General features: G+C 26.0%; 21 protein-coding genes. 2 read left to right on the forward strand and 19 right to left on the reverse strand.

Annotated elements, in window-relative coordinates:
* Positions 1-388: 388 nt before the first annotated feature.
* The gene (locus tag I2A75_RS08855; RefSeq protein WP_195264117.1) at positions 389-2,002 is read left to right on the forward strand and encodes a putative ABC exporter domain-containing protein; all 1,614 of its coding nucleotides are present in this window, start codon (positions 389-391) and stop codon (positions 2,000-2,002) included.
* Between the two features lie 12 nt (positions 2,003-2,014).
* The gene (locus tag I2A75_RS08860) at positions 2,015-2,725 is read left to right on the forward strand and encodes an ABC transporter ATP-binding protein (RefSeq protein WP_195264118.1); all 711 of its coding nucleotides are present in this window, start codon (positions 2,015-2,017) and stop codon (positions 2,723-2,725) included.
* 22 nt (positions 2,726-2,747) lie between these two features.
* On the opposite strand, the gene I2A75_RS08865 is transcribed toward I2A75_RS08860, so the two are convergent.
* From I2A75_RS08865 to I2A75_RS08950, 19 genes are all read right to left on the reverse strand, one after another.
* Positions 2,748-3,545 (reverse strand): endonuclease/exonuclease/phosphatase family protein, encoded by a 798-nt coding sequence (locus tag I2A75_RS08865; protein ID WP_195264119.1) that lies wholly within the window; start codon positions 3,543-3,545, stop codon positions 2,748-2,750.
* Positions 3,546-3,572: 27 nt separating this feature from the next.
* Positions 3,573-4,091 carry a TIGR04002 family protein gene (locus I2A75_RS08870; protein WP_195264120.1) on the reverse strand — a complete coding sequence of 173 codons (519 nt, stop codon included), beginning with the start codon at positions 4,089-4,091 and terminating at the stop codon, positions 3,573-3,575.
* The gene (locus I2A75_RS08875) at positions 4,075-4,917 is read right to left on the reverse strand and encodes a pyridoxamine kinase (protein WP_195264121.1); all 843 of its coding nucleotides are present in this window, start codon (positions 4,915-4,917) and stop codon (positions 4,075-4,077) included. The genes I2A75_RS08870 and I2A75_RS08875 overlap by 17 nt, the downstream gene beginning before the upstream one ends.
* Before the next feature lie 157 nt (positions 4,918-5,074).
* The gene (gene htpG / locus I2A75_RS08880; RefSeq protein WP_195264122.1) at positions 5,075-6,931 is read right to left on the reverse strand and encodes a molecular chaperone HtpG; all 1,857 of its coding nucleotides are present in this window, start codon (positions 6,929-6,931) and stop codon (positions 5,075-5,077) included.
* Positions 6,932-7,581: 650 nt separating this feature from the next.
* Complete coding sequence (locus tag I2A75_RS08885) at positions 7,582-8,997, reverse strand: aminotransferase class I/II-fold pyridoxal phosphate-dependent enzyme (RefSeq protein ID WP_195264123.1); 1,416 nt, start codon at positions 8,995-8,997, stop codon at positions 7,582-7,584.
* A gap of 28 nt (positions 8,998-9,025) precedes the next feature.
* Positions 9,026-10,243 carry a pitrilysin family protein gene (locus tag I2A75_RS08890; protein WP_195264124.1) on the reverse strand — a complete coding sequence of 406 codons (1,218 nt, stop codon included), beginning with the start codon at positions 10,241-10,243 and terminating at the stop codon, positions 9,026-9,028.
* 90 nt (positions 10,244-10,333) lie between these two features.
* Positions 10,334-11,689, reverse strand: a complete 1,356-nt coding sequence (gene scfB / locus I2A75_RS08895) for a thioether cross-link-forming SCIFF peptide maturase (RefSeq protein WP_195264125.1) — start codon at positions 11,687-11,689, stop codon at positions 10,334-10,336.
* 72 nt (positions 11,690-11,761) lie between these two features.
* Positions 11,762-11,899, reverse strand: a complete 138-nt coding sequence (gene scfA / locus I2A75_RS08900; RefSeq protein ID WP_016208429.1) for a six-cysteine ranthipeptide SCIFF — start codon at positions 11,897-11,899, stop codon at positions 11,762-11,764.
* A gap of 72 nt (positions 11,900-11,971) precedes the next feature.
* A complete protein-coding gene (locus I2A75_RS08905; RefSeq protein ID WP_195264126.1) occupies positions 11,972-13,006 on the reverse strand; it encodes a galactose ABC transporter substrate-binding protein in 1,035 nt (344 codons plus the stop codon).
* A 386-nt stretch (positions 13,007-13,392) separates the two neighbouring features.
* The gene (locus I2A75_RS08910) at positions 13,393-14,427 is read right to left on the reverse strand and encodes a galactose ABC transporter substrate-binding protein (protein WP_195264127.1); all 1,035 of its coding nucleotides are present in this window, start codon (positions 14,425-14,427) and stop codon (positions 13,393-13,395) included.
* A 725-nt stretch (positions 14,428-15,152) separates the two neighbouring features.
* Positions 15,153-15,827, reverse strand: a complete 675-nt coding sequence (locus I2A75_RS08915) for a TrkA family potassium uptake protein (protein WP_195264128.1) — start codon at positions 15,825-15,827, stop codon at positions 15,153-15,155.
* A 12-nt stretch (positions 15,828-15,839) separates the two neighbouring features.
* Positions 15,840-17,132, reverse strand: coding sequence for a potassium transporter TrkG (locus I2A75_RS08920; protein ID WP_195264129.1), 1,293 nt, complete (start codon positions 17,130-17,132; stop codon positions 15,840-15,842).
* A 539-nt stretch (positions 17,133-17,671) separates the two neighbouring features.
* A complete protein-coding gene (locus I2A75_RS08925) occupies positions 17,672-18,835 on the reverse strand; it encodes a DUF262 domain-containing protein (protein ID WP_005213990.1) in 1,164 nt (387 codons plus the stop codon).
* 368 nt (positions 18,836-19,203) lie between these two features.
* Positions 19,204-19,755, reverse strand: coding sequence for a hypothetical protein (locus tag I2A75_RS08930; protein ID WP_195264130.1), 552 nt, complete (start codon positions 19,753-19,755; stop codon positions 19,204-19,206).
* A 20-nt stretch (positions 19,756-19,775) separates the two neighbouring features.
* The gene (locus tag I2A75_RS18100) at positions 19,776-19,901 is read right to left on the reverse strand and encodes a hypothetical protein (protein WP_267955918.1); all 126 of its coding nucleotides are present in this window, start codon (positions 19,899-19,901) and stop codon (positions 19,776-19,778) included.
* A gap of 142 nt (positions 19,902-20,043) precedes the next feature.
* On the reverse strand, positions 20,044-20,958 hold the full coding sequence (locus I2A75_RS08935) for a tyrosine-type recombinase/integrase (RefSeq protein ID WP_005213984.1): 915 nt from the start codon (positions 20,956-20,958) through the stop codon (positions 20,044-20,046).
* A gap of 207 nt (positions 20,959-21,165) precedes the next feature.
* Entirely contained in the window at positions 21,166-21,903 is a 738-nt protein-coding gene (locus tag I2A75_RS08940; protein ID WP_195264131.1) for a YebC/PmpR family DNA-binding transcriptional regulator, read from the reverse strand.
* Positions 21,904-22,128: 225 nt separating this feature from the next.
* Positions 22,129-22,776: a YigZ family protein gene (locus tag I2A75_RS08945; protein WP_195264132.1), complete on the reverse strand. Its 648-nt coding sequence runs from the start codon at positions 22,774-22,776 to the stop codon at positions 22,129-22,131.
* Positions 22,776-24,176, reverse strand: coding sequence for a PLP-dependent aminotransferase family protein (locus I2A75_RS08950; protein ID WP_195264133.1), 1,401 nt, complete (start codon positions 24,174-24,176; stop codon positions 22,776-22,778). The genes I2A75_RS08945 and I2A75_RS08950 overlap by 1 nt, the downstream gene beginning before the upstream one ends.
* Positions 24,177-24,189 lie beyond the last annotated feature (13 nt).

Genomic DNA, 24,189 nt, shown 5'->3' on the forward strand with positions numbered 1-24,189 from the left:
CAACATAAATCAATTTATTCAAATAATTACCTTTATGTTGATTTATCTATTTTTTTCATACGAAACTTTACACTATCGTTAAACATCATATCAAGAGTATATAATGCGAATATTATTTTAGTCAATATTTTTTTTATTCGCATATTAGTGTATTATTTTTGAACTTTTTAATAAATATTTAATGTAAATATAATTTATAATATTCTAAATATAAAATTAGAATATTCCACTCATTGTCTAATAAAAATTCGATAATTTACTTCCTTCATATATCTTATTTTTGTTATTATATCCTGTTTTTTTAATTTATATAAATAATATACGCATTTATTGTCTAAATTATATTTTTTTGCTATAATTTAACAAATAACTTGTGGAGGTGTTTCAAATGAACGATTTAAAAGTTTTAGTATATTTAGACCTTTTAAAAATCAAAAATTTCTTTTTTCAAATTTTTCATAATCCCATTCTATTCTTAAAGAAATTATTTTCCATAATCATATTCTTTGGACTTTGCTTTTCATCATTTATAGTTGCAATATTTAAAAATGAAGCTAAAGCTTCTGTATCACCAGAAATGCAACAAGCTACTTTAGGAATTATAGCTATAATATCATTAGTTTTTATACTATTTGTATTAGCAAACTATTTAAATGATTATGCTCCAAGTAATTTCTCAATTTCAGATATTAGCTATTTATTTCCTTCGCCTATAAATAATCGATTAATATTATTTTATTCAATGGTTCGTAGTGCAATAAAAGGTGTTGCAAGCTTCTTTTTAACCTTTATTTTTATTATACTAATGATCCTAGCATCTACTGATATATCATTAATAGGGCTATTTCCAATAGCTTTAGGCTTTTTCTTTATATTCTTATTTTTTATTTCTTTATCTTATTTATTTTTTGCAATAAAAATTAAGACAGGCATAGTAAAAATCTTAAAGCTTATTTCTTACTTATTACAAGGTATAGCATCTCTAATATTTTTATTTTATTTATATAAGTTTTGGAGTTTAAATTTTAACTTTACTGAATTATCCTTGTCTATTTTTAATAGCTTTATTGTCAAATTACCTATAATTTCATCTATAGTAAGATTTATATCTTTACTTTTAACAGAAACAATTACCCCTCCAATATTTGATATATTATATTTATTGTCATTAGTTATTATTAATTGTTTCTTATTTATAACTCTTAATATTGAATATTATGAAGAAATAGCTGAAAAGGTATCTACACAAAATGAAAAATTAAAACAATTGAAAAATAATAAGAGAGATGTTCATTCACAAATGGAAAAGGAAATGAAAAAAGTTAATTTAAATAGTAGTGCTAAGGAAAGATGGGGAGTTCTTTCTTTATACTGGAAAGCTTCAGTTATTAGAAAGAGAAAACAAACTCCTATAAAAAAATATTTATTATTCTTAGTTAATATTATCATTGGACTCATAGGTGGATATGTTACTTTAAAAGGACATCAATTAATTTCATTACTAGTGATTTCAATTGGTACAGTTTATATAGTTCTTATTTTATCTAATTTTTCTGAATTATCTAGAGAACTAAAAAATGTATATATTTATCTTATCCCAGGAAAACCAATAAACAAAATTCTTTCAACTGTTTTGGATGAGCTATTAATATTACTCATTAGAATTAGTATAATGCTTATTCCTTCAATTATTTTAGATTACAAATTCTTAATACTCGGGATTGGATGCTACTTAATGACTCTAGCATTATCACTAGTAGTAAAGTTACTTAACTTAATTATAATACTCCTTATGCCAAAAGATAATGAATCTGGCCCAGGAATGCTTGCAACTTTTGTATTAATGATAATTATTATGATTCCATTTGTTGCAACTGTAGTTACTTATGCTATAACTAAAAACTCTTATATATCTTTTGCAGTACTCACTGTAATTGTTGGAATTTATATAAGTTTACTAATGTTATTATGTAATAAAATATTTGATTTTATAGAATATTAATTGGAGGAAATTATGTTAGAAGTAAAAAATTTATCTAAATCATTTAAAAAAAATAAGGCAATTGATAATATATCATTCAAATTAAATACTGGTGAAATATCTATATTATGTGGACCTAACGGTGCTGGTAAAACTACCACATTAAAATGCATACTTTCTTTATTAAGAAAAGATTCAGGTGATATTTTAATAGATGGAAAATCTACAAAGGATAGAACTATAAGAGAAAATTTATCCTACATACCTGAGACCCCTGATTTATATAATTTATTAACAGTTTGGGAACACTTTAAATTCATAGCCTTAGCTTATAAAGTTAAAGATTGGACAAGTAAAGCTGAGGAGTTAATGAATGCTTTCAACTTAACCAATAAAAAAGATTCCCTTGCTAAGGACTTATCTAAAGGTATGAAGCAAAAGGTCTCTATTATAATGGCCCTACTTCATGATCCAAATATAATTTTAATTGATGAACCTTTTGTAGGCTTAGACCCAAATGGAATAAAGGAATTTAGAGAAATATTATCAAAAATAAAGTCTCTTGGAAAAACTATACTAGTTAGTACTCATATCCTAGCCTCAATGGAAGAAATCAGTGACACAATGATTTTAATGAAGGAAAGCAAAATAGTAGACTCTGGTAACAAAGAATATCTAAAGGAAAAATATAACGAACTAGGCACTATAGAAGATTTATTCTTTAAAATAATTGATAATGCTTAATTAAAATAAAAATGCTAATACTCTATTTTAAAGTATTAGCATTTTTATTTATATCAAGTTTTGCAATCATAGGATAATGATCTGAAGGATATTTTCCACTCTTATTATAATCCAATATTTCAGTATCTAAAACTTTAAACTCTTCTGTTACAAATATATAATCTATATGAAGACCTTTTTTATTTCCTTTAAACTTACTCATAGTTGACATATTATAAATTTCTTTTTTATGATCTTGTACTGCAATAAATTTTTTACTACTATATTTACCTTCTGATAAATTTTTTATAGCTTTGCTTGTAGGACTTGCATTAAAATCTCCCATCAATATAGCTGGATAATTGTCTTTTTCATGCTGCTTATCCATATACTCACCTATTTTTTTAAGTCCATATTCTCTAGCCTTCGATAGCAAAAAATCTAAATGAGTATTATATACTCTAACTATATTTCCATCATTTAATTTTATTAAGGCAGTTGTACATATTCTTGGATAAACAGAATACCAAATAGCACTTCCTATTTTTTCAGGATCTTCTGAAAGCCAAAATGTATTATGTTCTAATACTTTATGTTTCTTAGAAACTAAAATATCATTTCTCTCTATAAAATATTTAAGACTTCTAGGACTACCAATGATATTATATCCTGAAACTTCTTTTGAAATATCCTTAAACATTTTATTATTTAGCTCCTGAACTCCTATTATATCGCAATCATTATTATTTATGATATCATAAACAATTTCTTTTCTTTTATTCCATCTATTATTTATATCTAATAAGAAATCTGTTCTTAAGTTAAAGGTCATAACCTTCATACTTCTACCTCACTCTATATTCTAAAGTTATTTCACTTCTATAGATAATCTTTGCCTAATTTTCACCCTATCTAAAGAATAGCCAGCTATTAAAAATATTATACCACTTCCTATAGGTTGTATTATATCTATAAAGAAAGTTGCAAGTGGAGCTATAAAGTTACCAGATATAACAGCTCCAGCTAAATAATATCCAAACCAGCCTACTATACCTGCTATAAATACGGCTAATATATTTTTCTTACATATTATATTATCTTCTTTAGAAGTAAAAAATAATACCATAATTGGTTTAATTATTATTGTAGGCAATACCCATATCATTCCACCAGTTAATGCATCTGAAAGTCCAGCTCCTATACCTGCTGCAAGCATTGCATATGGAGTAGGTAAAAGTACTGCTGCAAGATATATAAATGTGTCTCCTAAATGTATATATCCGCCATTAAATCCTGTAGGAATATGAACAAATACAATTGTAACACATATAAATGCTGCAAATAATGCTGCTAAAACTAGATTTCTCGTTTTAATACTTGTTTTCATTTATCAAAATCAGCTCCTTCAAAAATACTTCAAACATTATTCCTTCTTTTGGATTAGTTTTAAATTTAGATGTATATTTAATTGCTTCATAAATAAAATTAGTTGCATTTTTAATTGCAAAATTTAAATCATGATTATTTAATAATAATCCTATAATAATTGAAGTAAAAATATCTCCTGTCCCGCTATATGATTCATTATTAAAAACTGATTTTACTATAAAAAATTCATCTTTTTCTTTATCGTAAGCAAAGTTATAAATTTCACTTTTTCTTATTATTCCAGTAATAATGATCTTTGTAGGTCCTAATTGTGCCAGTTTTTTAGCAATTCTCATAACTTTTTCATCACTTATATCGTGCTTTTTATATTCTTCCCCTGTTAATATACAAGCTTCTGTTAAATTTGGGGTTACTATACTTGCAATAGAAATAAGTTCTTTCATTTTATTGCACATATTTTCTGTAAAAGTATCATAAAGTATCCCATTATCCCCCATAACCGGATCTATAACAACTAAAGAATCTTTATTATCTAATACAAAATCTAAAACTATGTCAATTTGCTTTTCAGAACCTAAAAAACCACTATATATACAATCAAATTTTATATTAAGTTCTTTCCAAATTTTTTTGTAAGTATTCATTTCGTTAGTTATATCTAAAAATGAAAATTTATCAAATTCTGTTTGAGAAGAAAGTATAGCTGTAGGAAATGGACAACATTGTACTCCTAAAGCTGATAATATGGGAAGTGCTGCGGTTAATGAACATCTTCCTATTCCAGATAAATCATTTATTGTAGCTACTTTTTTAACCTCATTCATAAGTGCACCTGCTTTTTAATTAAGTTATTTATTTTATAATAATCCAAGATTTGCATTTTGTCCATTGTACCGATACAATATTCAATTAATAAAAAATAGAACTATTAATATTAAATAGTTCTATTTTTTTATTATTAATCTTTATTTTTGCGTACTACTATAACTCTATTACTTTATTTAATAACTCATTACTTCTATTAATGAAGTCATTCATTTCTTCAGCATTTAATTCTTTATTAGCTATTAAAGCTAAATCTAAAATATATTGACATATTAAATTAATGTCATCCTTTTTACTTTCAGAATCTGTATCTACCAACTTTTTAATTATTGAGTTATTATTGTTTATAACTAAAGTTTTTTCTTCCATAAACATATTTGGCATTTCCATTCCACCAAACATTTTGCTCATCTCTGCCATTCTTCTTGATTGCTCTGAAACTAATATCATAGCAGGAGTTGCTGAATTTTTTAAGCTTTCAACCTTAATATTATTTACTTTATTAGAAGTTGCTTCTTTAAATAATTCTTCTATCTTGGTATTTAATTCTTTTGAATCTTCACTTTCATTATTTTTAAGTATTTCAGAAATATCAGAGTCTATTCTAGTAAATGTAACTCCATTTTCTTTTGACTCTAAAAAGCTAATAAAATGATTATCTATTGAGCAATCTAAAACTACAGCATCTAAATCTGCTTCCTTAAACATTTTGATATATTGTGATTGTTGTTTTTCATCTGTTACATAAAAGACTTTATTTTCATGTTTATCTTTATTATTTTCTAAATATTCCTTTAAAGTTATATAACCACCATTTAATCTTCTAAAAATAATAATATCCTTTATTTTATCATAGAAGCTTTCATCCCTTAGACAACCATACTTAATAAATATTTGAATATCCTTCCAGAAGTTATCAAAGCTTTCTCTTTCATTTTTATATAGTCCAACTAATTTATCTGCTACCTTCTTAACTATATGCTTAGATATCTTTATAACATCTTTATCCTTTTGAAGGAAACTTCTTGAAACATTTAAAGGTAAATCTGGACAATCTATTGTACCCTTTAATAATAGTAAGAAATCTGGTATAACTTCTTTAATATTATCGGCAACAAAAACTTGATTATTATATAGTTTTACTTGTCCTTCAGTAGCCTCAAGTTCATGCTTTAACTTAGGAAAATATAATATTCCTTTTAAATTAAATGGATAGTCTACGTTTAAATGAATCCAAAATAGTGGATCATTAAAGTCTGAAAATACCTTTTTATAAAATTCTTTATATTCTTCATCAGTGCAATCCTTTGGAGATTTCATCCATAATGGAGTTGTGTCGTTTAAAGGCTTACTATCCTCTTCTTTAACTTCTTTTCCATCTTCCTCTAAATATATTTCTATAGGTAAGAAAGAACAATACTTTTCTATTATTTCTCTAACCTTATATAATTCTAAAAATTCATTACTATCGTCATCAACAAAAAGAGTTATTGTTGTTCCTCTTTCTTTTCTATTTTCAGATGGAGATATTTCATATTCTGTACCACCGTCGCAAATCCAAGTTACTGCTTCTGATCCTTCTAAATAAGATAAAGTATCTATTTGAACTCTTTTTGCAACCATGAAAGCAGAGTAGAAACCTAGTCCAAAGTGCCCTATTATATCTTTTCCATCTTCCATTTTATTCTTATATTTTTCTATAAAATCCTCGGCACCTGAAAATGCAACTTGATTTATATACTTTTTAACTTCATCTTCAGTCATTCCAATTCCATTATCAATAAACTTTAAAGTTTTATTTTCTTTATTTAATGAAACTGTAACCCTATATTTTTCATTATCAGTTCCCTTAGCCTCCCCTAAGGAAACTAATCTTTTATATTTACTTATGGCATCGCATCCATTACTAATAAGTTCTCTAATAAAAATATCTTTATCAGAATATAACCATTTTTTTATAATTGGAAAAATATTTTCTGTATGTATTGAAATATTTCCTTTATTTTTCTCCATTAACAATCCCTCCTCTTTACCATAAATATTTTATTTAAAAGACATTATTATGTCAATATTTACTAAAGCTTGTTTTAGTTACTAAAATATCTATATTAATAATTAATTTAAATAAAAATCAATTTTTTATAACAACACTTGCTTTATCTTTAACTTTCTTTGATTTTCATTTAATATATTTAATATTCCTATTAAGAGTCACGTAAATATATAGTATTTCAATTTATATATAAAAATATATTGTAAATTAATTCCTAAGAACTATATAATATTAATATAATGAATTATCTATTAATTTGTAAAGAAGGGTTTATTTTGAAAAAGATCATTCTAAATACTTTATCTTGGATATTTATTGTATCCATACTATCTTTTTACCTCGAAAAGACTTTTAGTTTTCCTTTAATTAATTATATTTTAATCTTAGGGGTATCCCTTTTAGTATTTGGTATCATATCTATTTTAAAACCAATATTTAAAACTTCTAACATAAAAAATGCACTTGAAAATACTATTAACTTTAGAAATATTGAAGGTAGCAGTATTTCAATTTGTTTAGCAGGAATAATTTCTTTATTAACGTGTATTTTATTATAATCTAAAAAGCAGTAGGAAAATATTAATTCCTACTGTTTTTAATATATTAAGTATTATTTTTCAATTACCTTAATAGTATTATAATGCACCCCAATTACTTTTAATCTATTATCAATATACTCTTTAATTATATCAATAGCTTCTTTAGTAATTTTCTCACCTGCACAAATTAAAGGAATACCTGGAGGATATGGAATTATAGCCTCTTTAGCTATTCTTTCTAAAGAATCTTCTATATTTATATCCACACTATTTAAGCTAAAAATCTCATATGGTTCTAATACCTTAACAGGTGATATGTGTGGAAAGATTGTATTTTTTTCATCAGTCTTTAATAAACTTATATCTAAATTCGCAATAGATAAGTATAATTTTCCAAAGTCCTCTTCTATATTTGAAGGAGATAAAATTAAAACTACTCCTTGTGAAAAACTCATTTCAGCTTGAATCTTATTATCTCTTAGATAATTTAATAGCTTATGTCCACTATATCCTTTATTTAAAATAATTAAATATCTACTTCTATCTATTATATAGTTATCTGCTAAATCTCTATCATCTATAATTTTAACTTTATTTAATGAATTTATTTTTTCTTTCCACTTTTCTGCTCTTTCTATTAAATTACCGTAATCATATTCTCCATAGTTATCTAGATAATATCTAGCATAATCTAATGAAGCCATTATTAGATATGATGGGGATGTAGTCATAAAAGCTTTTATATAAAAATCAATATTTTTTTCTTCATTATCATTTACTAATAAATATGCACCTTGCGTTAAACTCGGCAATGTTTTATGAGCACTTAGAACTACATAATCTCCTAATTTAGCTAGAGATTTAGGCAATTCTTTGCTTATTCCAAAATGAGCTCCATGAGCACTATCAATTATTACTTTTATACCTTTTTCTTTTAACTCATTAATTTTATTTTCTATATCATAAGATACTCCAAAATAATTAGGACTTGTAATTATTATTCCTTTTGGGTTACTTGCTTTATTTAAAGCTTCATTTATTTCTTTTTCGCTAGGTGGCAAAAATATTCCTATTTCTTCATCTATTACAGCATCTATATAAATTACTTTAAGTTTTCTTAAAATAAGACCATTATAAATTGATTTATGGCAATTTCTTTCTACTAATACTTCATCACCTTCGTTAAAAGCTGAAAATATTGAAGCTAAATTTCCAGATGAACTTCCATTTACAAGAAAATATGCTTTTTTCACATTGTAAGTTTTCGCTAAAAGCTCCTCCGCTTCTTTTATTACTCCTTCTGGGCAATGTAAATTATCTAAAGGATCGACTTCAGTTATATCTAATGCTCCTAAAGATTCCTTAAATTTTCGTCCTAGTGAATCTCTTAAAAATGCTTTACCACTTTTATTTCCTGGCATTGATAAAATCAAATTTTCTTCTTCATGATATTTTAATAATTCTTCTAATAGAGGTGCTTTATTCATAAATATCTCCCTTTTAGTTATATTTAACTTAGTTACTCACTATTTGTATAGATTTATTATTCAATACTTTTTTAGCCACATCTGAAATATATTCTTTGTCTATAACTTCAAGATTATTAAATTCTTCTGAATATATTTTATAGTCGCCAAACATTGTGCTATATGTTGATAATTCTTTGGCTAAAATTATATTTTGCTCTTCTCTAAACCATCTTTTTAGTTTCATTGATTTTATAAAATCTAGTATATCATCATCACTTATATCTTCTTTAAATATTTCAATTTTGTCTATGCAACTATTAATTAACTCCATTGATTTATTTAAATTCTCTTTTGAAGTACTGTAAGTTATTTTATATAGCTTTATATACTTTTCATAAGAAATTTTGGTTAAAATATCATATACAAGTCCATTTTTCGTTCTTAATATATCGAATAATAATGAATTAACTCCTTCTCCAAAGTATTCGTTAAATATTCTTAATGCTTTTATCTCATTATAGCTTAAACTATCTATAGGAAAAATAATTTGGACTTTACAAGTATTAATTCCCTCTTTAATTTCTTTATAAAATCCAAAGTTAGTCTTATCGTAAATTATTTTTTCTTTATCATTTTCATTATACTCAGTACTCCAATTTTCAAAATATCTTTCAACTATATTTTTGACTTCTTCAAATTCTAAAGAAGAAACTACTGCTATAGAAGTCTTATATGGTAAATAATTTTCTTTATAAAATTGTTTTATATCTTCTAATTTTATTTTTTCTAAATCTTCATTTGTACCTATGATTGGATATTTTATTCGTCTTTCTTCAAAGCTATTAAAAAATAATTTATCCTCGCAATATTGTTCTAATTCTTCATCCCATTCTCTTAATTCTTCCATTATTACATTCATTTCTTCTTCAAAGCCATCATTAGAAAATATAGGATTTATAATTATATCAGAGAAGAGTTCTACTCCCTTTTCAAAATCCTCATTTAGCATGGTTCCATAATATATAACATATGGAAAGTTTGTCATAGCATTTTGAAATCCGAAAATTTTACTTAAATCTCTATTTATTTGCTCTTCAGTTCTTTTTTTAGTACCCTTGTAAACCATATGCTCAGTTGCATGAGCAAGCCCTAATAAGTCTTTTTCTTTACAAGCACCTGCATCTATTGATATAGACATTGATGTTAAATTAGATGTAGTTTTTGTATATATAAGCTTTATATTATTTTTTAATATAAATTCCATCCTATCCTCCAAAAATTATTTTCTTATTAACATTGTAATATAAAAAGTTGGTACTTGAACATAATCAAATACCAACTTTTTATATTTAAATTATTCTGCCTTCAAAGCAATTGCACATTCAATTCTCTTCTTTTGCATTTTGCAACCAACTTCATAAGGTATTTTCATATCTCCATTGAAGCTAAAGTTATTTGCTTGACATCCTCCACTACAATAGAATCTTGCCCAGCAATCTCTGCACTTAGGTTTATTGTATATATGAGCTTTTTTAAATTCTTTGCCAAGGTCTTTGTTGTATGTATCATCATATATACTTCCAAGTTTAAATTCTTCTTTTCCTACAAATTGATGGCATGGATAAACATCACCCTGTGGAGTTATTGCAACATATTCAAATCCTGCTCCACAACCTGAAATTCTCTTATAAACACATGGTCCACCATTTAAATCAACATTAAAATGATAGAAGTTGTATTCTCCATTTTTTTCTCTTTTTCTTCTTACCATATCTTCATATAGCTTATCATAGTTTTTCATTATTTCTGGTAAATCTTCTTCTCTTAATGCAAGAGGATGTCCCTTTTCTAGTACAACTGGTTCTATAGAAACTTCATCAAATCCCTCATTTACCATTGCCATTACATCTTCAAAGAAATCAGTATTGGCTCTTGTAAATGTTCCTCTAACATAATACATCTTACCAGGTGTTCTCTTTTTAATCATTTTCTTGATATTTGGAAGTATGTCATCATAAGAACCACTTCCATCAACTTTTATTCTTACATTATCATTAACACATTTTCTACCATCTAATGAAAGTATGATATTTCCCATTTCTTTATCCATGAAATCCATCATATCATCGTTTAAAAGAGTAGCATTTGTTGTCATTGTAAATCTTATATTTTTCTTCCACTCTTTTTCGTTTTCTCTAGCATACTGTATTATTTCTTTTACAGTATCCATAATCATAGTTGGTTCTCCACCAAATAAATCTATTTCTATATTTCTTCTTGGACCACTTCTTTTTACTACATAATCTATTGCTTTTTTAGCTGTTTCTAAAGACATAACCCCTTTATGTCCATTATATTCGCCTTCATCTGCAAAGCAATATTTACATCTTAAATTGCATCCATGAATTATATTTAGACATACTGCCTTTATATAATCCCTATCATCCATTGAGCCATGAGCTATATCCTCATACTTATCTTCTGAATATAATAGTCCATCTTTTACAAGCTCCATTATTTCATCATAGGCTTCTATAATCGTATCTCTATCATATTTATCGCATAAAAGCTTTAATGTTTCTTCCTTATCCTTCATTCCATCATCATGTACTAAATCATATACTAGCTCGTCTACTATATGAACAGCTCCTGTATTTACATCTAATACAAAATAATTATCACCTTGTTTAAATTTGTGTATTAAAGACATTTTCCATCCCTCCAAAAGCTTTGCTAAAACTAAAAAGTAAGCAGCAACTTAATTGTTGCCGCTTCTTGTTAATTAGTTTTCACACTCTAAGTTTGCAACTGTACATGAAGTTTTGCAAGCTGATTGACATGAGTTAGCACATTCTTTACAACCTGGTTTTACTAAGCTGTTTTTGATATTAGTCTTATTGATTGTCTTGATATGTTTCATGATTATACTCCCCCATTCTTCCAAAATACCCAACGATTATAACATAAAAAACTAACTTATAAAAGATTAATTTCACAAATTTGGTGAATTTCTTATTATGTAACCATCATATGGTATTCTAACTCCTACTCTCGTTACATCAAATTTATAATCTGTATCTTGTAATGCTTCTTTACCTTCGGCTAAATTTAATGCTATTCTATAAAGAACTTTTGCCTTTTCTTTAGCATCTTGTAGAACTGTACCTGTCATAAATCCCTTTTTTATCATTTCCCTAACTTCTTCTGTTCCACCTATACCTACTACAGATATAAATTTATTTGGATCTCCTAGATTATATCCTTTTTCTTGAAGTGCTAAAACAGCTCCTACTGCCATATCATCATTATTTGATATTATTACTTCAATATTATCTCCATATTTATCAAATAATGACTCAATCTTTTCTCTGGCACATTCTTTTTCCCAGTTGCATACTTCTGAAGCTATTTCATTAGTTTTAATTCCATTTTCATTTAAGGATCTTATGACACATTCACTTCTTAATTGTGCTTCTACATTATCGCTTTCTCCTTCTAATAATATATAGTCTAAACTATCATTGTTATTTTTGTTCTTTATATTCCCTCTCTTTATCTCATTAATTATCATTTCACTTTTAATCTTACCTGCATCACAAGATTGTGTGCCTACATACAAAGATTTATTATAGGATTTAATTCCATTTAAGGATAATGGTTCTCTATTAAAGAATATTACAGGAATATTCTTTCCCTTAATCTTATTTATTACAGAATCTGCTTCATGCACATCTACAATATTTAGAAGTATTACATCTACTTTCATATTTATAAGTTCATTAATTTGCTTATTTTGTAATTGTTGATTTCCTTGGGCATCATAAAATATAAAATTAATTTTACTTTTATTTTCACTTTCAAGCTTTTCTAATTCTTTTTTTACCTCAGAAATATAATAAATGTTTTCTTTATATAAAAGTACTCCTACTCTTATAGGTTTTGTATCAATTGTATTAGCACTTATATCTAAGCTAAATATATTTATAATTATAATTACTACAATACTAAATAAACTTATTTTTTTCATATTATTCTTCACATCTCCTTTGCTTAGCAATACAGTCAAATATGTTTTTTATTCTTTTATGATTTTAATATTATTTTTATAGCCTATAAACTCATAATTATTGTTAATCATAAAAATATTTAAAATAAATTTCAACTTAATTTTCTCTATATTTTCAATAGTCAAAAGGAGAAAATAAAAGGTCTTTTATAGACCTTTTATTTACACTTATCCGCTCTCCTATCTTTTTCAAATTGTTTTTCCTACAACAATATTTAAATAATTTTCTTTTAAAGTAATTTGACCTACTTCTTCTATGTTTTTTTCATTTTTCTCTAAAACTACAATTCTAATAATTTTTTAATTGACAGCCACTTTAAATTTTTACCTTAAAATAACACTCAATTTTATGAATTAGGTGAATTTCTCACTATATACCCATTATATGGAATTCTAACTCCTACACCTGTTACATCGAATTTATATTCTGTATCTTGCAATGGTGCTTTTCCTTCAGCTAAGTTTAATCCTATTCTATAAAGTGCTTTAGCCATTCCTTCAGCATCTTGTATAACTGTGCCTGTCATAAATCCATTTTCTATCATTCTTCTTGCTTTTTCTGTTCCATCTACACCTACTACTGATATAAACTTATTTGGATCCCCTGTATTATATCCTTTTTCTTGAAGTGCTAAAATAGCTCCTATTGCCATTTCATCATTATTTGAAATTATCACTTCAATATTATCTCCATACCTTGAAAATAGTGATTCAATTTTATTTTTAGCACATTCTTGTTGCCAATTACAATATTCAGTTGCTATTTCATTAGTCTTAATTCCGTTTTCATTTATTGTCTTAATAACACATTCGCTTCTTAATTGTGCTTCAATATTATCTTTTTCTCCTTGTAATAATACATAGTCTAGTGTTCCATTTCCATTTCTATCTTTTATATTGCTACTTTTCAGTTCATTAATTATCATTTCTCCTTGAATTTTACCTGAATCACAAGCTTCTGTTCCTATATATAAAGATTTACTATAAGACTTAATTCCATTTAGTGATGAAGGTTCTCTATTAAAAAATATTACAGGAATATTATTCTCTCTAATTTTATTTATTATAGGATCTGATTGATTTATATCTACAATATTTAATAGTATTAAATCTACTTTCATATCTATGAGCTCGTCTATTTGCTTATTTTGTAATTCTTGATTTCCATTAGCATCAAAAAATATAAAATCTATTTTTTCTTTATTTTCATTTTCTATTTTTAATAAATAATTCTTCACTTCAGAAATGTAATAATCATCTGCTTTATATAATAGTACCCCTGCTCTAACAGGATTTATATTAATTGTATTAGCACTTGCATTGAAACTTAATATATTCATTATCATAATTGTTATAATACTAAATAAACTTATTTTTTTCATAGTATCCTCCATATCACCTTTATTTATTAATAAAATTAGCTTTATATAAATCTATTTCTTCTACTATAACCTCCTGTAATTCTAAAAATTAAAATTTATATATTCCTTTTATTTTCAACTTAAACTACTAAAGTTAGTATTAATCATAAACATATTTTTAATACTCTATAAGGTAGCATAAAGATTTAACATTTTAATAAAAATATCTAAATAATTTATCGCATATAAATATAATTATTATTTCATCCACTTGTATAAAAAGACCACATAATAAATACCTTCAATTTTACTATTTTCATAAATTAATATACTAAAACTTTAGTTTATTAATAAATCATTAATTAAATTAAAAATCTTTCATCTAAAAAGTATTTATTAAATGGTTTTTATAAATCAAGCACTCATATCCCATATAACTTAATTTATAGTAAATATTACAACTTGAATTATTCGTAATAAATTGCTAATATAAAAATAGTCTTAAGTAACTTCCAAGTGGAGTGAAAATAGATATAACACAAACTTATTGTGGAGGGTGATTATGGCAAATCACTCTTTTTTAATTTAAATTATTATTCTTCTTATTATAAAATGTGTTATCATATCAAATGTGATCTTCCTTTTTTATTATCTTTAATTTATATCAAGTAAAATTTTATATTTTCACTAAAGATATAAAAAAATAAAAGGCCTATATAAGACCTTCTATTTGTAATTTTCTATTTTTATTTATTGCTTAAATACTCTTCTAATCTTCTTATATTGCTCTTTTTACCTATAACAACAATTAAGTCATTTTCTTTTAAAATATAATTAGGATCTACTTCTATTATAGTTTCTTCATCTCTTTCTAGAGCTATAATATTTAAATTAAAATCATTTCTTATTTTAGATTTTAATATTGATTTTCCACCTATTTTGGATGTAACTCTTAATTCTTCTATATGAATATCATTATTTAGCTCAATAAATTCTAGTGCCTCTTCATTTAATAACCTATTTGCAATTCTAATTGCCATATCATTTTCAGGATATACAATTTCGGCACCAATTTTCTTTAGCACACATCCTTGCTCATATGTTATTGCTTTTGAAATAACTCTCTTTACTCCCATGTTTATTACATTTAATGTTGTTAAAATACTTACGTCTATCTTTTCACCTATACATACAAATACAGTCTCACAATTTTGAATACCTGTTTCTTCTAATGTTTCCTTATCTAAATTATTAACAACAAAAGCATTTTCTGTAAGAGATCTAATTTGCTTTATTTTACTTTCGTTATTATCTAGAACTATAACTTCCTTTCCTGCCTCTATTAAAGTTTTTGCTAAGGCGAAACCAAATCTACCTATTCCAATTATTCCAAACTCAATTTCTGGTCTATGATTAAACATTTTTCCTCTCTCCTATCCTATTATAACTGTTTCTTCTGAATAATAAGCATTTGATACTTCTTTAAAAGACCAAATTGTAGCTATAGTCATTGGTCCAAGTCTTCCAATAAACATTATTATCGATATTATTATCTTACTTAAATCAGTAAGATTTGGTGTTATTCCTGTTGATAATCCTACTGTACCAAAAGCACTAGTTACTTCAAACAATAATTGCATAAACGTATAATTAGGCTCTAATATACTTAATATAAATGTTCCCATACAAACAACAAATAATGCCAATATAGTTATATTAAAAGCTTTAAAAACTACACTAGTAGGGATCTTTCTTTTAAATGCAATACAATGTTTATTAGTAGATGTACTATACATGCTTTTATATAAAGTAAATATAGTCGTAGTTTTTATCCCCCCACCAGTAGATCCTGGAGATGCACCAATAAACATTAAAATAACTAACACAAATAATCCAGCATTTGTAAAGCTACTTAATGAGTAAGTACTAAATCCTGCTGTTCTTGCAGAAGTACTAAAAAAGAATGCTCCAAGCCACGAGATATCCTCAGTAAGTTTTAATAATATCGTTCCAACTACTAGTAATATAGCTGTCATAGTAATTACTACTTTTGTATGTAAGCTAAACTTTTTAAAAGATCTTTTCATTAAAATTTCTTTAGTTACCAAAAATCCTAAGCCTCCAAAAATAATTAGTCCACATGTAGTTAAATTTAATAAGACATTATTTTGATAAGGTATCAAATTTTGAAGTCCTCCCAGTATATCAAACCCTGAGTTGTTAAAAGCTGCAATGGAATGGAACATACTTATCCCTAGTGCATCTAATGGATTATAATCCCTTGAGAAAACTAAATAACTTAATATAACCCCTATAGTTTCAAAGGTTAACGTCATTAATAGGATTGATTTAACTAATCTTACTAGTCCCTTCATTGAATCTAAATTCATTGATTCCTTAATAAGTGTTCTTTCCTTAATACCTACCCTTTTTCCCATAAGTAAAATAAATCCTACACCTACAGATGTAACTCCTAATCCACCTATTTGAATCAATAAAGCTACTACAGTTCGTCCAAAAACAGTAAATGTATCAGCAGTATCTATAGCTATCAATCCCGTTACACAAACTGCACTTGTAGAGGTAAACAAAGCATCTACAAAAGAAACTTCACCGCCATCATTTATGGATATTGGTAGCATTAATAAAATTGCGCCTATAACAATAACTAATAAAAATCCTAAAACTATAATTCTTCCTGGCTTTACTTTCTTCATTAATTTCATATAAAGCTCACTCCTTTGTGATGTCTTTTTATTATTATTTCCTTATTCTAATATTCTAGAATAGAAATAACTTCCTGATTAATCTTTAATTCTTATTTATTAAACAAATAATAGTAGCTATTTACTTATAAAATTTGCCAAGATTTTTATGATTAATTATATATACACTGTTATATACTGTCAATTTTGTTATTCTTACTGATATTGTTATAAAAATTCCATTACACTAAAATAACGCTCTCTAATTTACTTATCTTCTAAAAATGTTGCAAATTCTTCCTTAATTAAATAAATAAGTATTTTAATAAAAAAACTCCGTATCAATTTAAAATTGATACGGAGTTTTTATTAAATTTATTCATCCCATCCTTCAGGGAATTCTGCATTGTGGTACACTTCTTGAACATCACAGTTCTTTAAAGTTATAATCTATATTTTACTAGGTTTATGCCTACTTTTAATTTCAAAGCATATTAACAGTTACCTTAACTAAAAACATAAGTAAAAACATAATTATTATATTATAATATAGGCAATATTTAAAGACTTATTTCTTTTTTTATTATTTCAACTATTAAATTTGAAGTGCTTCTAATAATTGTTGGTCTGGTTGTTGATGCATTAGTCTTTTCAAAATCCCCTTTAGTAAATCCTGTTTTTATAGCATTGAATATTATATTTGAATATTTATCTATTCTATAATCAATTCCACTACTCTGAATATACTTATATACTATTGTTAAAATCATTAAAATACTTACTTGACACTTATAGTTCTTTTTATCAACATTTTTATATATTTCCTTGGATAATGGATATTGAATCCCCCTCTTACAGTAAACACAATCTAGCATATTTAAAAAATCTTCAAATGTTGTTTTAGCTAAGTTAATTGCTGATTGAGAAGTTGAATAATCTAACATAGATACTTCTTCCATAAATTTATCTGCATAATTAGATGAGGAATAAAAGTCATCATTAACTCCATATTCATATAAACCTAAAAACACATAGAACTCCTCATGTATTGTTTTATTTTGGAATCTACTATTAGAAATATTCATTACATTCTTTACTAAAGATTCATTTCTAATTTCCTCTAAATACTTTTGAACCCATGAATCAAATTCTGATGCAAATACTATTCCTCTCATTTCTTGTCCAGTTAATGGGTTTCCACCTCTATTATATCTTTTAAATATTTCCCATTCTAGCTCTGGATTATTTTGTACATGTATATTCTCAATAACTAATGTCTTCTGAAAATTAAGCTCATTTTTTATTTCTGTTGGTAAATCTTCAAACTTCATATTATTATATTCTTGTAAATGTTCTAATCCCTTAAGTCTATACTTACCACATAAGAATCTATAAACAGCTCTCAGTCTGTGTTGTCCATCAATTACATTAAAATAATGTATATTACTTCTAGAATTAGAAGCAGTATATATTGTTGGAATTGGAATTCCTAATAATATTGATTCCATTAATAAACTTTCATCTTCTTCATTGAATTTATAATCCCTTTGATAGAAAGGTTTTAATTTTATACCTCCAGCTTCCCCTTTTTCTCCCTTTTCTATTAATTCTTTTATTGATGATAAATTGTAAGTGGATGTATTAGATTTTACACTCCAATCTGCATTACTCATCTTTTTACTTTTAACTTGCTTAACAGCATCCTCTGGTATTATAAGTGCCATATTTCCCCCTCCATTATTATGTAACTCAGTTATATTATAACACATTAATATATCACTACACTACAAATCTTTATATTGCAACATCTATATTTCAATACTCTTATTAAAATCTTATAATATCACAATTCACATATTATTTTGTTTTATATTATGTTTCATTATGTCTTATAAACTAATAAAAAAATATATACTTTGTTGCCATTAATGAAATTAATGCAAATACTTCTTCCTTAATTATTTCTTTATTTATGTTCTTTGTATTATAGTTCTTTATAGAGTACATGTAGTGACTATTTAAATTACACTAAATCTTAGTAATTATAATTTATACCATTCTTAATATACTTATATATCATTGTTCAATTTATTTAAATATCAACAAAACAACCAATTTCACCATTATTAGTATTTACTAATAGTGGCAATGATTTTCTATGTGAATATTTTTCTTCATCTTCATAGTAATAAATACTCCCTTTTCCTTTAATTAATAATTCATTAAATTCTTCCTCTGATAAATTCTTTTCTGCTTCACTTAATGAAATTTTCAAACCTTGTATATATGTTGGTTGTAAGTTCATAACTTTATAAGAATTTGCTTGTTTTATTAAGTTATTTCCTGTTCTTATTTTTTTGATATATCCATGTTCCTGTAATCTTTTTAATACTTTCTTTGCTTTTCCTAATGAAAAATTCCCCCTCTTTGCTAACTGCTCTGCTGATAAAAAGAAAATATCACCCATACCTTGACTATTATCTTTTTTATTAACACACCTAATAATATATATCAGTGCCATTCTTTCATAAACATCTAATTCAATATGTTCACCTTCATCAAATAACCAATTAGGAACCATAAAATACCCTTCTTGTCTATCACTATATTTTTCACCTTGTTCTAAATACAACACCTTTTCCATTTATAAACCCTCCACTATACTTATTGTTTAATACTTTTTAAAAATTCCTCAACACTATAATCAATTCTTATACCTGTTTGTTCATCAACAAAATAAACATCTAATATTATTTCATTTTCTATATCAATTACATGAACTAACTTCATATCTTTCATCCCCCTACATAGATTTAGGTTCAAAGACCTTAAATAACTGTGACTACCTTTTACATAAAGATAAGTTACTTGATGCTATAAATTTGTGACATAAAAAAGACAATGAAACTTAATTCATTGCCTAAATACTATTTTATTTAATTCTTAAATTCATTAATGGACTTGTTTTAACACTTATTTCAACAATATTTCTATCTTCTAATCCCTGTAAATATCTTTTTGTTATACTTATATTTTCATGTCCTAATAATCTGCTTAATGAATAAACATCTAATCCATTTCTTAATTGTGCTTGTGCAAAATAATGTCTGCAAGTATGTGGTGAACATCTTATTTCACTTCTTATTTTAGCTTCCTTGCCACAAATCTTTACTATTCTTTCAACTGCTTCACCTGTCATTCTTTTACCCCTATATGATAAGAAATAGGCATCATCCTTTATAATACTATCTTTAATGTATTCTTCTCTTGCTCTTTCATATCTTATCATTATCTTTTTAAGCATTGGACTTATTGGAACTACCCTTTCCTTTCTTCCTTTACCTTTAATATAAATAACAGTATCCTTTATATCTAACATACCTAATGTACAAAGTTCAAGGTTTCTAATTCCTGTATCAAATAAAACTGCCATTATACATTTATTCCTTGTTTCAAGATAATTCTTATAGGTGTACACCCCTAGCATCCCCTGTACTTCATCATCATTAAAAGTTTTAATTACTGTTCTTTTTTCCCTTTGCCATTCTACTTTTAAAGCTATATTTCTGTTTATATATTCTTCCTTATAGCAATACTTAAAAAATGCCCTTATATTCTTTAATATATTATTTACATAAACAGAACTTCTTCCTTTACTTAATAAATACTGAAAATACTTTTTAATATGGATATGGTTTATTTCCTCTAATTCAAAAATTTCAAATTCTTGTTTACAGTATTCCATAAACTTTAAAATATTGTTCTTATACCCCTTTATTGTTCTAGGTGTATAATTCTGCACCTGTAATTCAAAAATAAATTCTTTTACAATATCATCTACTAACATAAATAAAAAAGCCACCTTTCAAAAACAAATTATCTGTTAATCTGCTTTGAAAAGTAGCTTATAAATGAACATCATAGTGAAAACTATGCTTTTTGTTAACATTTATCATAATGAATAGGATTTTTACCTACTTCATATTACTTTTACCTTCTGTAAAACATATTGTAAAAACACTGCTAACACTGAATATTACTGCATTTAACAGGATTATTCATCCCATCCTTCTGGGAATTCAGCATTGTGGTAAACTTCTTGAACATCATCATCATCTTCAAGTAAGTCTAACATTTTTTGGAATTTCTTAGCATCATCCTCATTGATTTCAGTATATGTATCTGGAACCATCTTAACTGCCGCTTCTAAGAATTCTAATCCATTTGATTCTAAAGCTTCTCTAACAGTACCAAAATCTTCTGGTGAAGTTGTTATTATAAAAACTTCATCTTCTGCTGCAAAATCTTCTGCACCAGCATCTAAAGCAAGCATCATAACTTCATCTTCATCTTTATCTTCTCTTTCAATAACAATTTCACCCTTTTCTTGGAACATGAAACCTACACATCCTGTTGCTCCCATGTTTCCACCACCTTTAGTGAAAGCACTTCTTACATTTCCTGCTGATCTATTTTTGTTATCTGTTAAAGTTTCAACTATTACAGCAACTCCTGATGGACCATATCCTTCATAAACTATTTTTTCATAATTAACTCCAGCAAGTTCTCCTGAAGCTTTCTTTATTGATCTTGTTATAGTATCATTAGGCATATTTGCAGCCTTTGCTTTTGCTATTACATCTCTTAATTTTGGATTAGTGTCGGGTACAGGACCACCATTTTTAACTGCAATAACAATTTCTTTACCTAACTTTGTAAAGATTTTCCCTCTTTTAGCATCTGCTTTTCCTTTTTTGTTTTGTATATTATGCCATTTTGAATGTCCTGACATTTTTATTCCTCCCAACATTAATCGAAAATTTTATAAATATAGTGGAATTATAACACAATTATATTATTATGACAAATTTTCTTATATATTCTTAATTAGTAATAACTTCACTAATATTATGTCTATATTAACTTAGTATTCTTTAATAATACTCTTCACAATTAAACTAATAGTAAATACACCTATAAGTATATTATCAAGTTTGAAAGCATCAATTATTTAGTTTTAAATCAATTTGTATAGCCTATTTTCTTCTTTAAAGTATATTCCTTCATCTTCTTTGTTCACTATTATTTTGCCATTTGATATTTCAATTATTTCTTTTTCTATATCATTAGCTTTTTCTACTTCTGCTAATATATGAACAACTACTTTATCTGTATACTCAGTATCTTCTATATACCAATTATTTTCATTGCATTTATATTGAATTTTCCCTAACATATCGTAATCCATATGAAATAATAATCTTACTCCATTTACTTTTTCAACTACTCCACCAGCTTTTAAAGCTATAGATGCGCCCTTTGTATATGCTCTAGTAAGCCCTCCTGCACCTAATAATATTCCACCATAATATCTTGTTACTACTATTGCACAGTCTGTTACATTGCTTTTTTTCATTACTTCAAGTATTGGTATTCCTGCTGTTCCTTGTGGCTCACCATCATCGCTATACCTTTGAATCCCCATATTTTCTCCAATAACATATGCAAAACAATTATGAGTGGCTTGTTTATGTTTATTTTTAATTTCTGATACAAATGCCTTTGCTTCTTCTTCACTTTCACATCTTTTCGCATAACCAATAAATTCAGATTTTTTCTCTACAAAACTATCTTCTCCAAAATCTCTTATAGTAATGTAACTCATTAAAGTTCCTCCTTAATTAAACCTATACCTTTTATTATCTTATCTTTACTTACTTGTGAGAAACCAATTCTAAAAAAGTAATCTCCATTTTTGGAATCTCTATAAAATATTACTCCTGGAGTAATAAATACATTTCTTTTTTTTAACTTATAGAATAGCTCCTTAGATGTTATACTTTTATCTTTTAATTTTATATAAAAATAGAGTCCTCCTTTAGGATCTATATATGTTACTTTATCTAAAAGCTCATCTTCAATTAAACTTTTTATTAATTTATATTTTTTCTTATATTCCCTACATTGGTAAGCAATATGCTCTTTCCAGAATCCTTCACTTATATAAAGTTCCAAAGCCCTTTGCATAAGGCTTGAAGTAGTAATATCAGTATTTATCTTAGAGCTTTGTATAATTTCATTAAATGAAGCTGGTGTTACCATATACCCAAGTCTTATTCCTGGTAAAAATATCTTTGAAAAACTTTTTATATAAATAACTCTTTCATACTTATCAAGTTTTTTCAATGGTTCATGAATTATATTATTATCATATATAAGTTCAGATAAATAGTCATCTTCTATAATATAGAAATCATATTTTTTTGAAAGCTCTAATAACTTTAGTTTTTTTTCATGGCTATAACTTATACCAGTAGGATTTTGAAAATAACTCATAGTGTAAAAACAACTGATTTTATTCTTCTTTAAAATTTCTTCAAATTCATCTAAATCTACGCCATCTTCTTTAATTTCTATTTCAAATATATTAGCTCTTCTCCATTTGAATACCGATAATGCTCCCCCATAAGTTGGCTTTTCTACTATAACATTATCATTTATATTTACGATAGCCTTTGATGCTATATCAATCCCCTGCTGTGCTCCTGAAACTATTAATATATTATCTAAATCTAATTTATTGTTCCAAAAAGATTTATTTATGGTTTCTCTTAGTTTTTCATATCCAAGAGGTTCTTTTATTATTAAAGCATTTGCTCCATCCCTATCTAGAACCTTATTTATTACAGATTTAAATTCATTTATTGGAAAATAAACCTCTGTATTGGTTTCTCCCGTAAAATCTATAATCTTTTCCAGTTCCTCGGGTAACATATTTTTAAATATCCTAGAATACTCTCTATTAAATAATGATGTTAGTTCCTTTCTTTTAGCATATGTTCCAGAACCAACTTTTTGAAAAGCATATCCATCTGATTTTAATTTTTTATATGCATTTACTATAGTAACATTATTTACTTCTAAAATATCTGCTAATTCCCTTATAGTAGGTAATTTTTCTCCATCGCTTATATCCTTATTATCTATTAACTTTTTTATATGATTTGCTATTTGTACATATTTAGGAATTTCATCTTTAAAAGATATCTTAAAAAATTCTTTCATATTTCCCCCAGAG

Origin of the sequence: Clostridium sp. 1001275B_160808_H3 (assembly GCF_015550425.1) — a bacterium.
Taxonomy (GTDB): Bacteria; Bacillota; Clostridia; order Clostridiales; family Clostridiaceae; genus Clostridium.

Excerpts from the sequence above, each read along its gene's own strand:
- I2A75_RS08855 (WP_195264117.1), top strand. The coding sequence starts at position 389 with ATGAACGATTTAAAAGTTTTAGTATATTTAGACCTTTTAAAAATCAAA.
- I2A75_RS08860 (WP_195264118.1), top strand. The coding sequence starts at position 2,015 with ATGTTAGAAGTAAAAAATTTATCTAAATCATTTAAAAAAAATAAGGCA.
- I2A75_RS08865 (WP_195264119.1), bottom strand. The coding sequence starts at position 3,545 with ATGAAGGTTATGACCTTTAACTTAAGAACAGATTTCTTATTAGATATA.
- I2A75_RS08870 (WP_195264120.1), bottom strand. The coding sequence starts at position 4,091 with ATGAAAACAAGTATTAAAACGAGAAATCTAGTTTTAGCAGCATTATTT.
- I2A75_RS08875 (WP_195264121.1), bottom strand. The coding sequence starts at position 4,917 with ATGAATGAGGTTAAAAAAGTAGCTACAATAAATGATTTATCTGGAATA.
- htpG (WP_195264122.1), bottom strand. The coding sequence starts at position 6,931 with ATGGAGAAAAATAAAGGAAATATTTCAATACATACAGAAAATATTTTT.
- I2A75_RS08885 (WP_195264123.1), bottom strand. The coding sequence starts at position 8,997 with ATGAATAAAGCACCTCTATTAGAAGAATTATTAAAATATCATGAAGAA.
- I2A75_RS08890 (WP_195264124.1), bottom strand. The coding sequence starts at position 10,243 with ATGGAATTTATATTAAAAAATAATATAAAGCTTATATATACAAAAACT.
- scfB (WP_195264125.1), bottom strand. The coding sequence starts at position 11,689 with ATGTCTTTAATACACAAATTTAAACAAGGTGATAATTATTTTGTATTA.
- scfA (WP_016208429.1), bottom strand. The coding sequence starts at position 11,899 with ATGAAACATATCAAGACAATCAATAAGACTAATATCAAAAACAGCTTA.
- I2A75_RS08905 (WP_195264126.1), bottom strand. The coding sequence starts at position 13,006 with ATGAAAAAAATAAGTTTATTTAGTATTGTAGTAATTATAATTATAAAT.
- I2A75_RS08910 (WP_195264127.1), bottom strand. The coding sequence starts at position 14,427 with ATGAAAAAAATAAGTTTATTTAGTATTATAACAATTATGATAATGAAT.
- I2A75_RS08915 (WP_195264128.1), bottom strand. The coding sequence starts at position 15,827 with ATGTTTAATCATAGACCAGAAATTGAGTTTGGAATAATTGGAATAGGT.
- I2A75_RS08920 (WP_195264129.1), bottom strand. The coding sequence starts at position 17,132 with ATGAAATTAATGAAGAAAGTAAAGCCAGGAAGAATTATAGTTTTAGGA.
- I2A75_RS08925 (WP_005213990.1), bottom strand. The coding sequence starts at position 18,835 with ATGGCACTTATAATACCAGAGGATGCTGTTAAGCAAGTTAAAAGTAAA.
- I2A75_RS08930 (WP_195264130.1), bottom strand. The coding sequence starts at position 19,755 with ATGGAAAAGGTGTTGTATTTAGAACAAGGTGAAAAATATAGTGATAGA.
- I2A75_RS18100 (WP_267955918.1), bottom strand. The coding sequence starts at position 19,901 with ATGAAGTTAGTTCATGTAATTGATATAGAAAATGAAATAATATTAGAT.
- I2A75_RS08935 (WP_005213984.1), bottom strand. The coding sequence starts at position 20,958 with ATGTTAGTAGATGATATTGTAAAAGAATTTATTTTTGAATTACAGGTG.
- I2A75_RS08940 (WP_195264131.1), bottom strand. The coding sequence starts at position 21,903 with ATGTCAGGACATTCAAAATGGCATAATATACAAAACAAAAAAGGAAAA.
- I2A75_RS08945 (WP_195264132.1), bottom strand. The coding sequence starts at position 22,776 with ATGAGTTACATTACTATAAGAGATTTTGGAGAAGATAGTTTTGTAGAG.
- I2A75_RS08950 (WP_195264133.1), bottom strand. The coding sequence starts at position 24,176 with ATGAAAGAATTTTTTAAGATATCTTTTAAAGATGAAATTCCTAAATAT.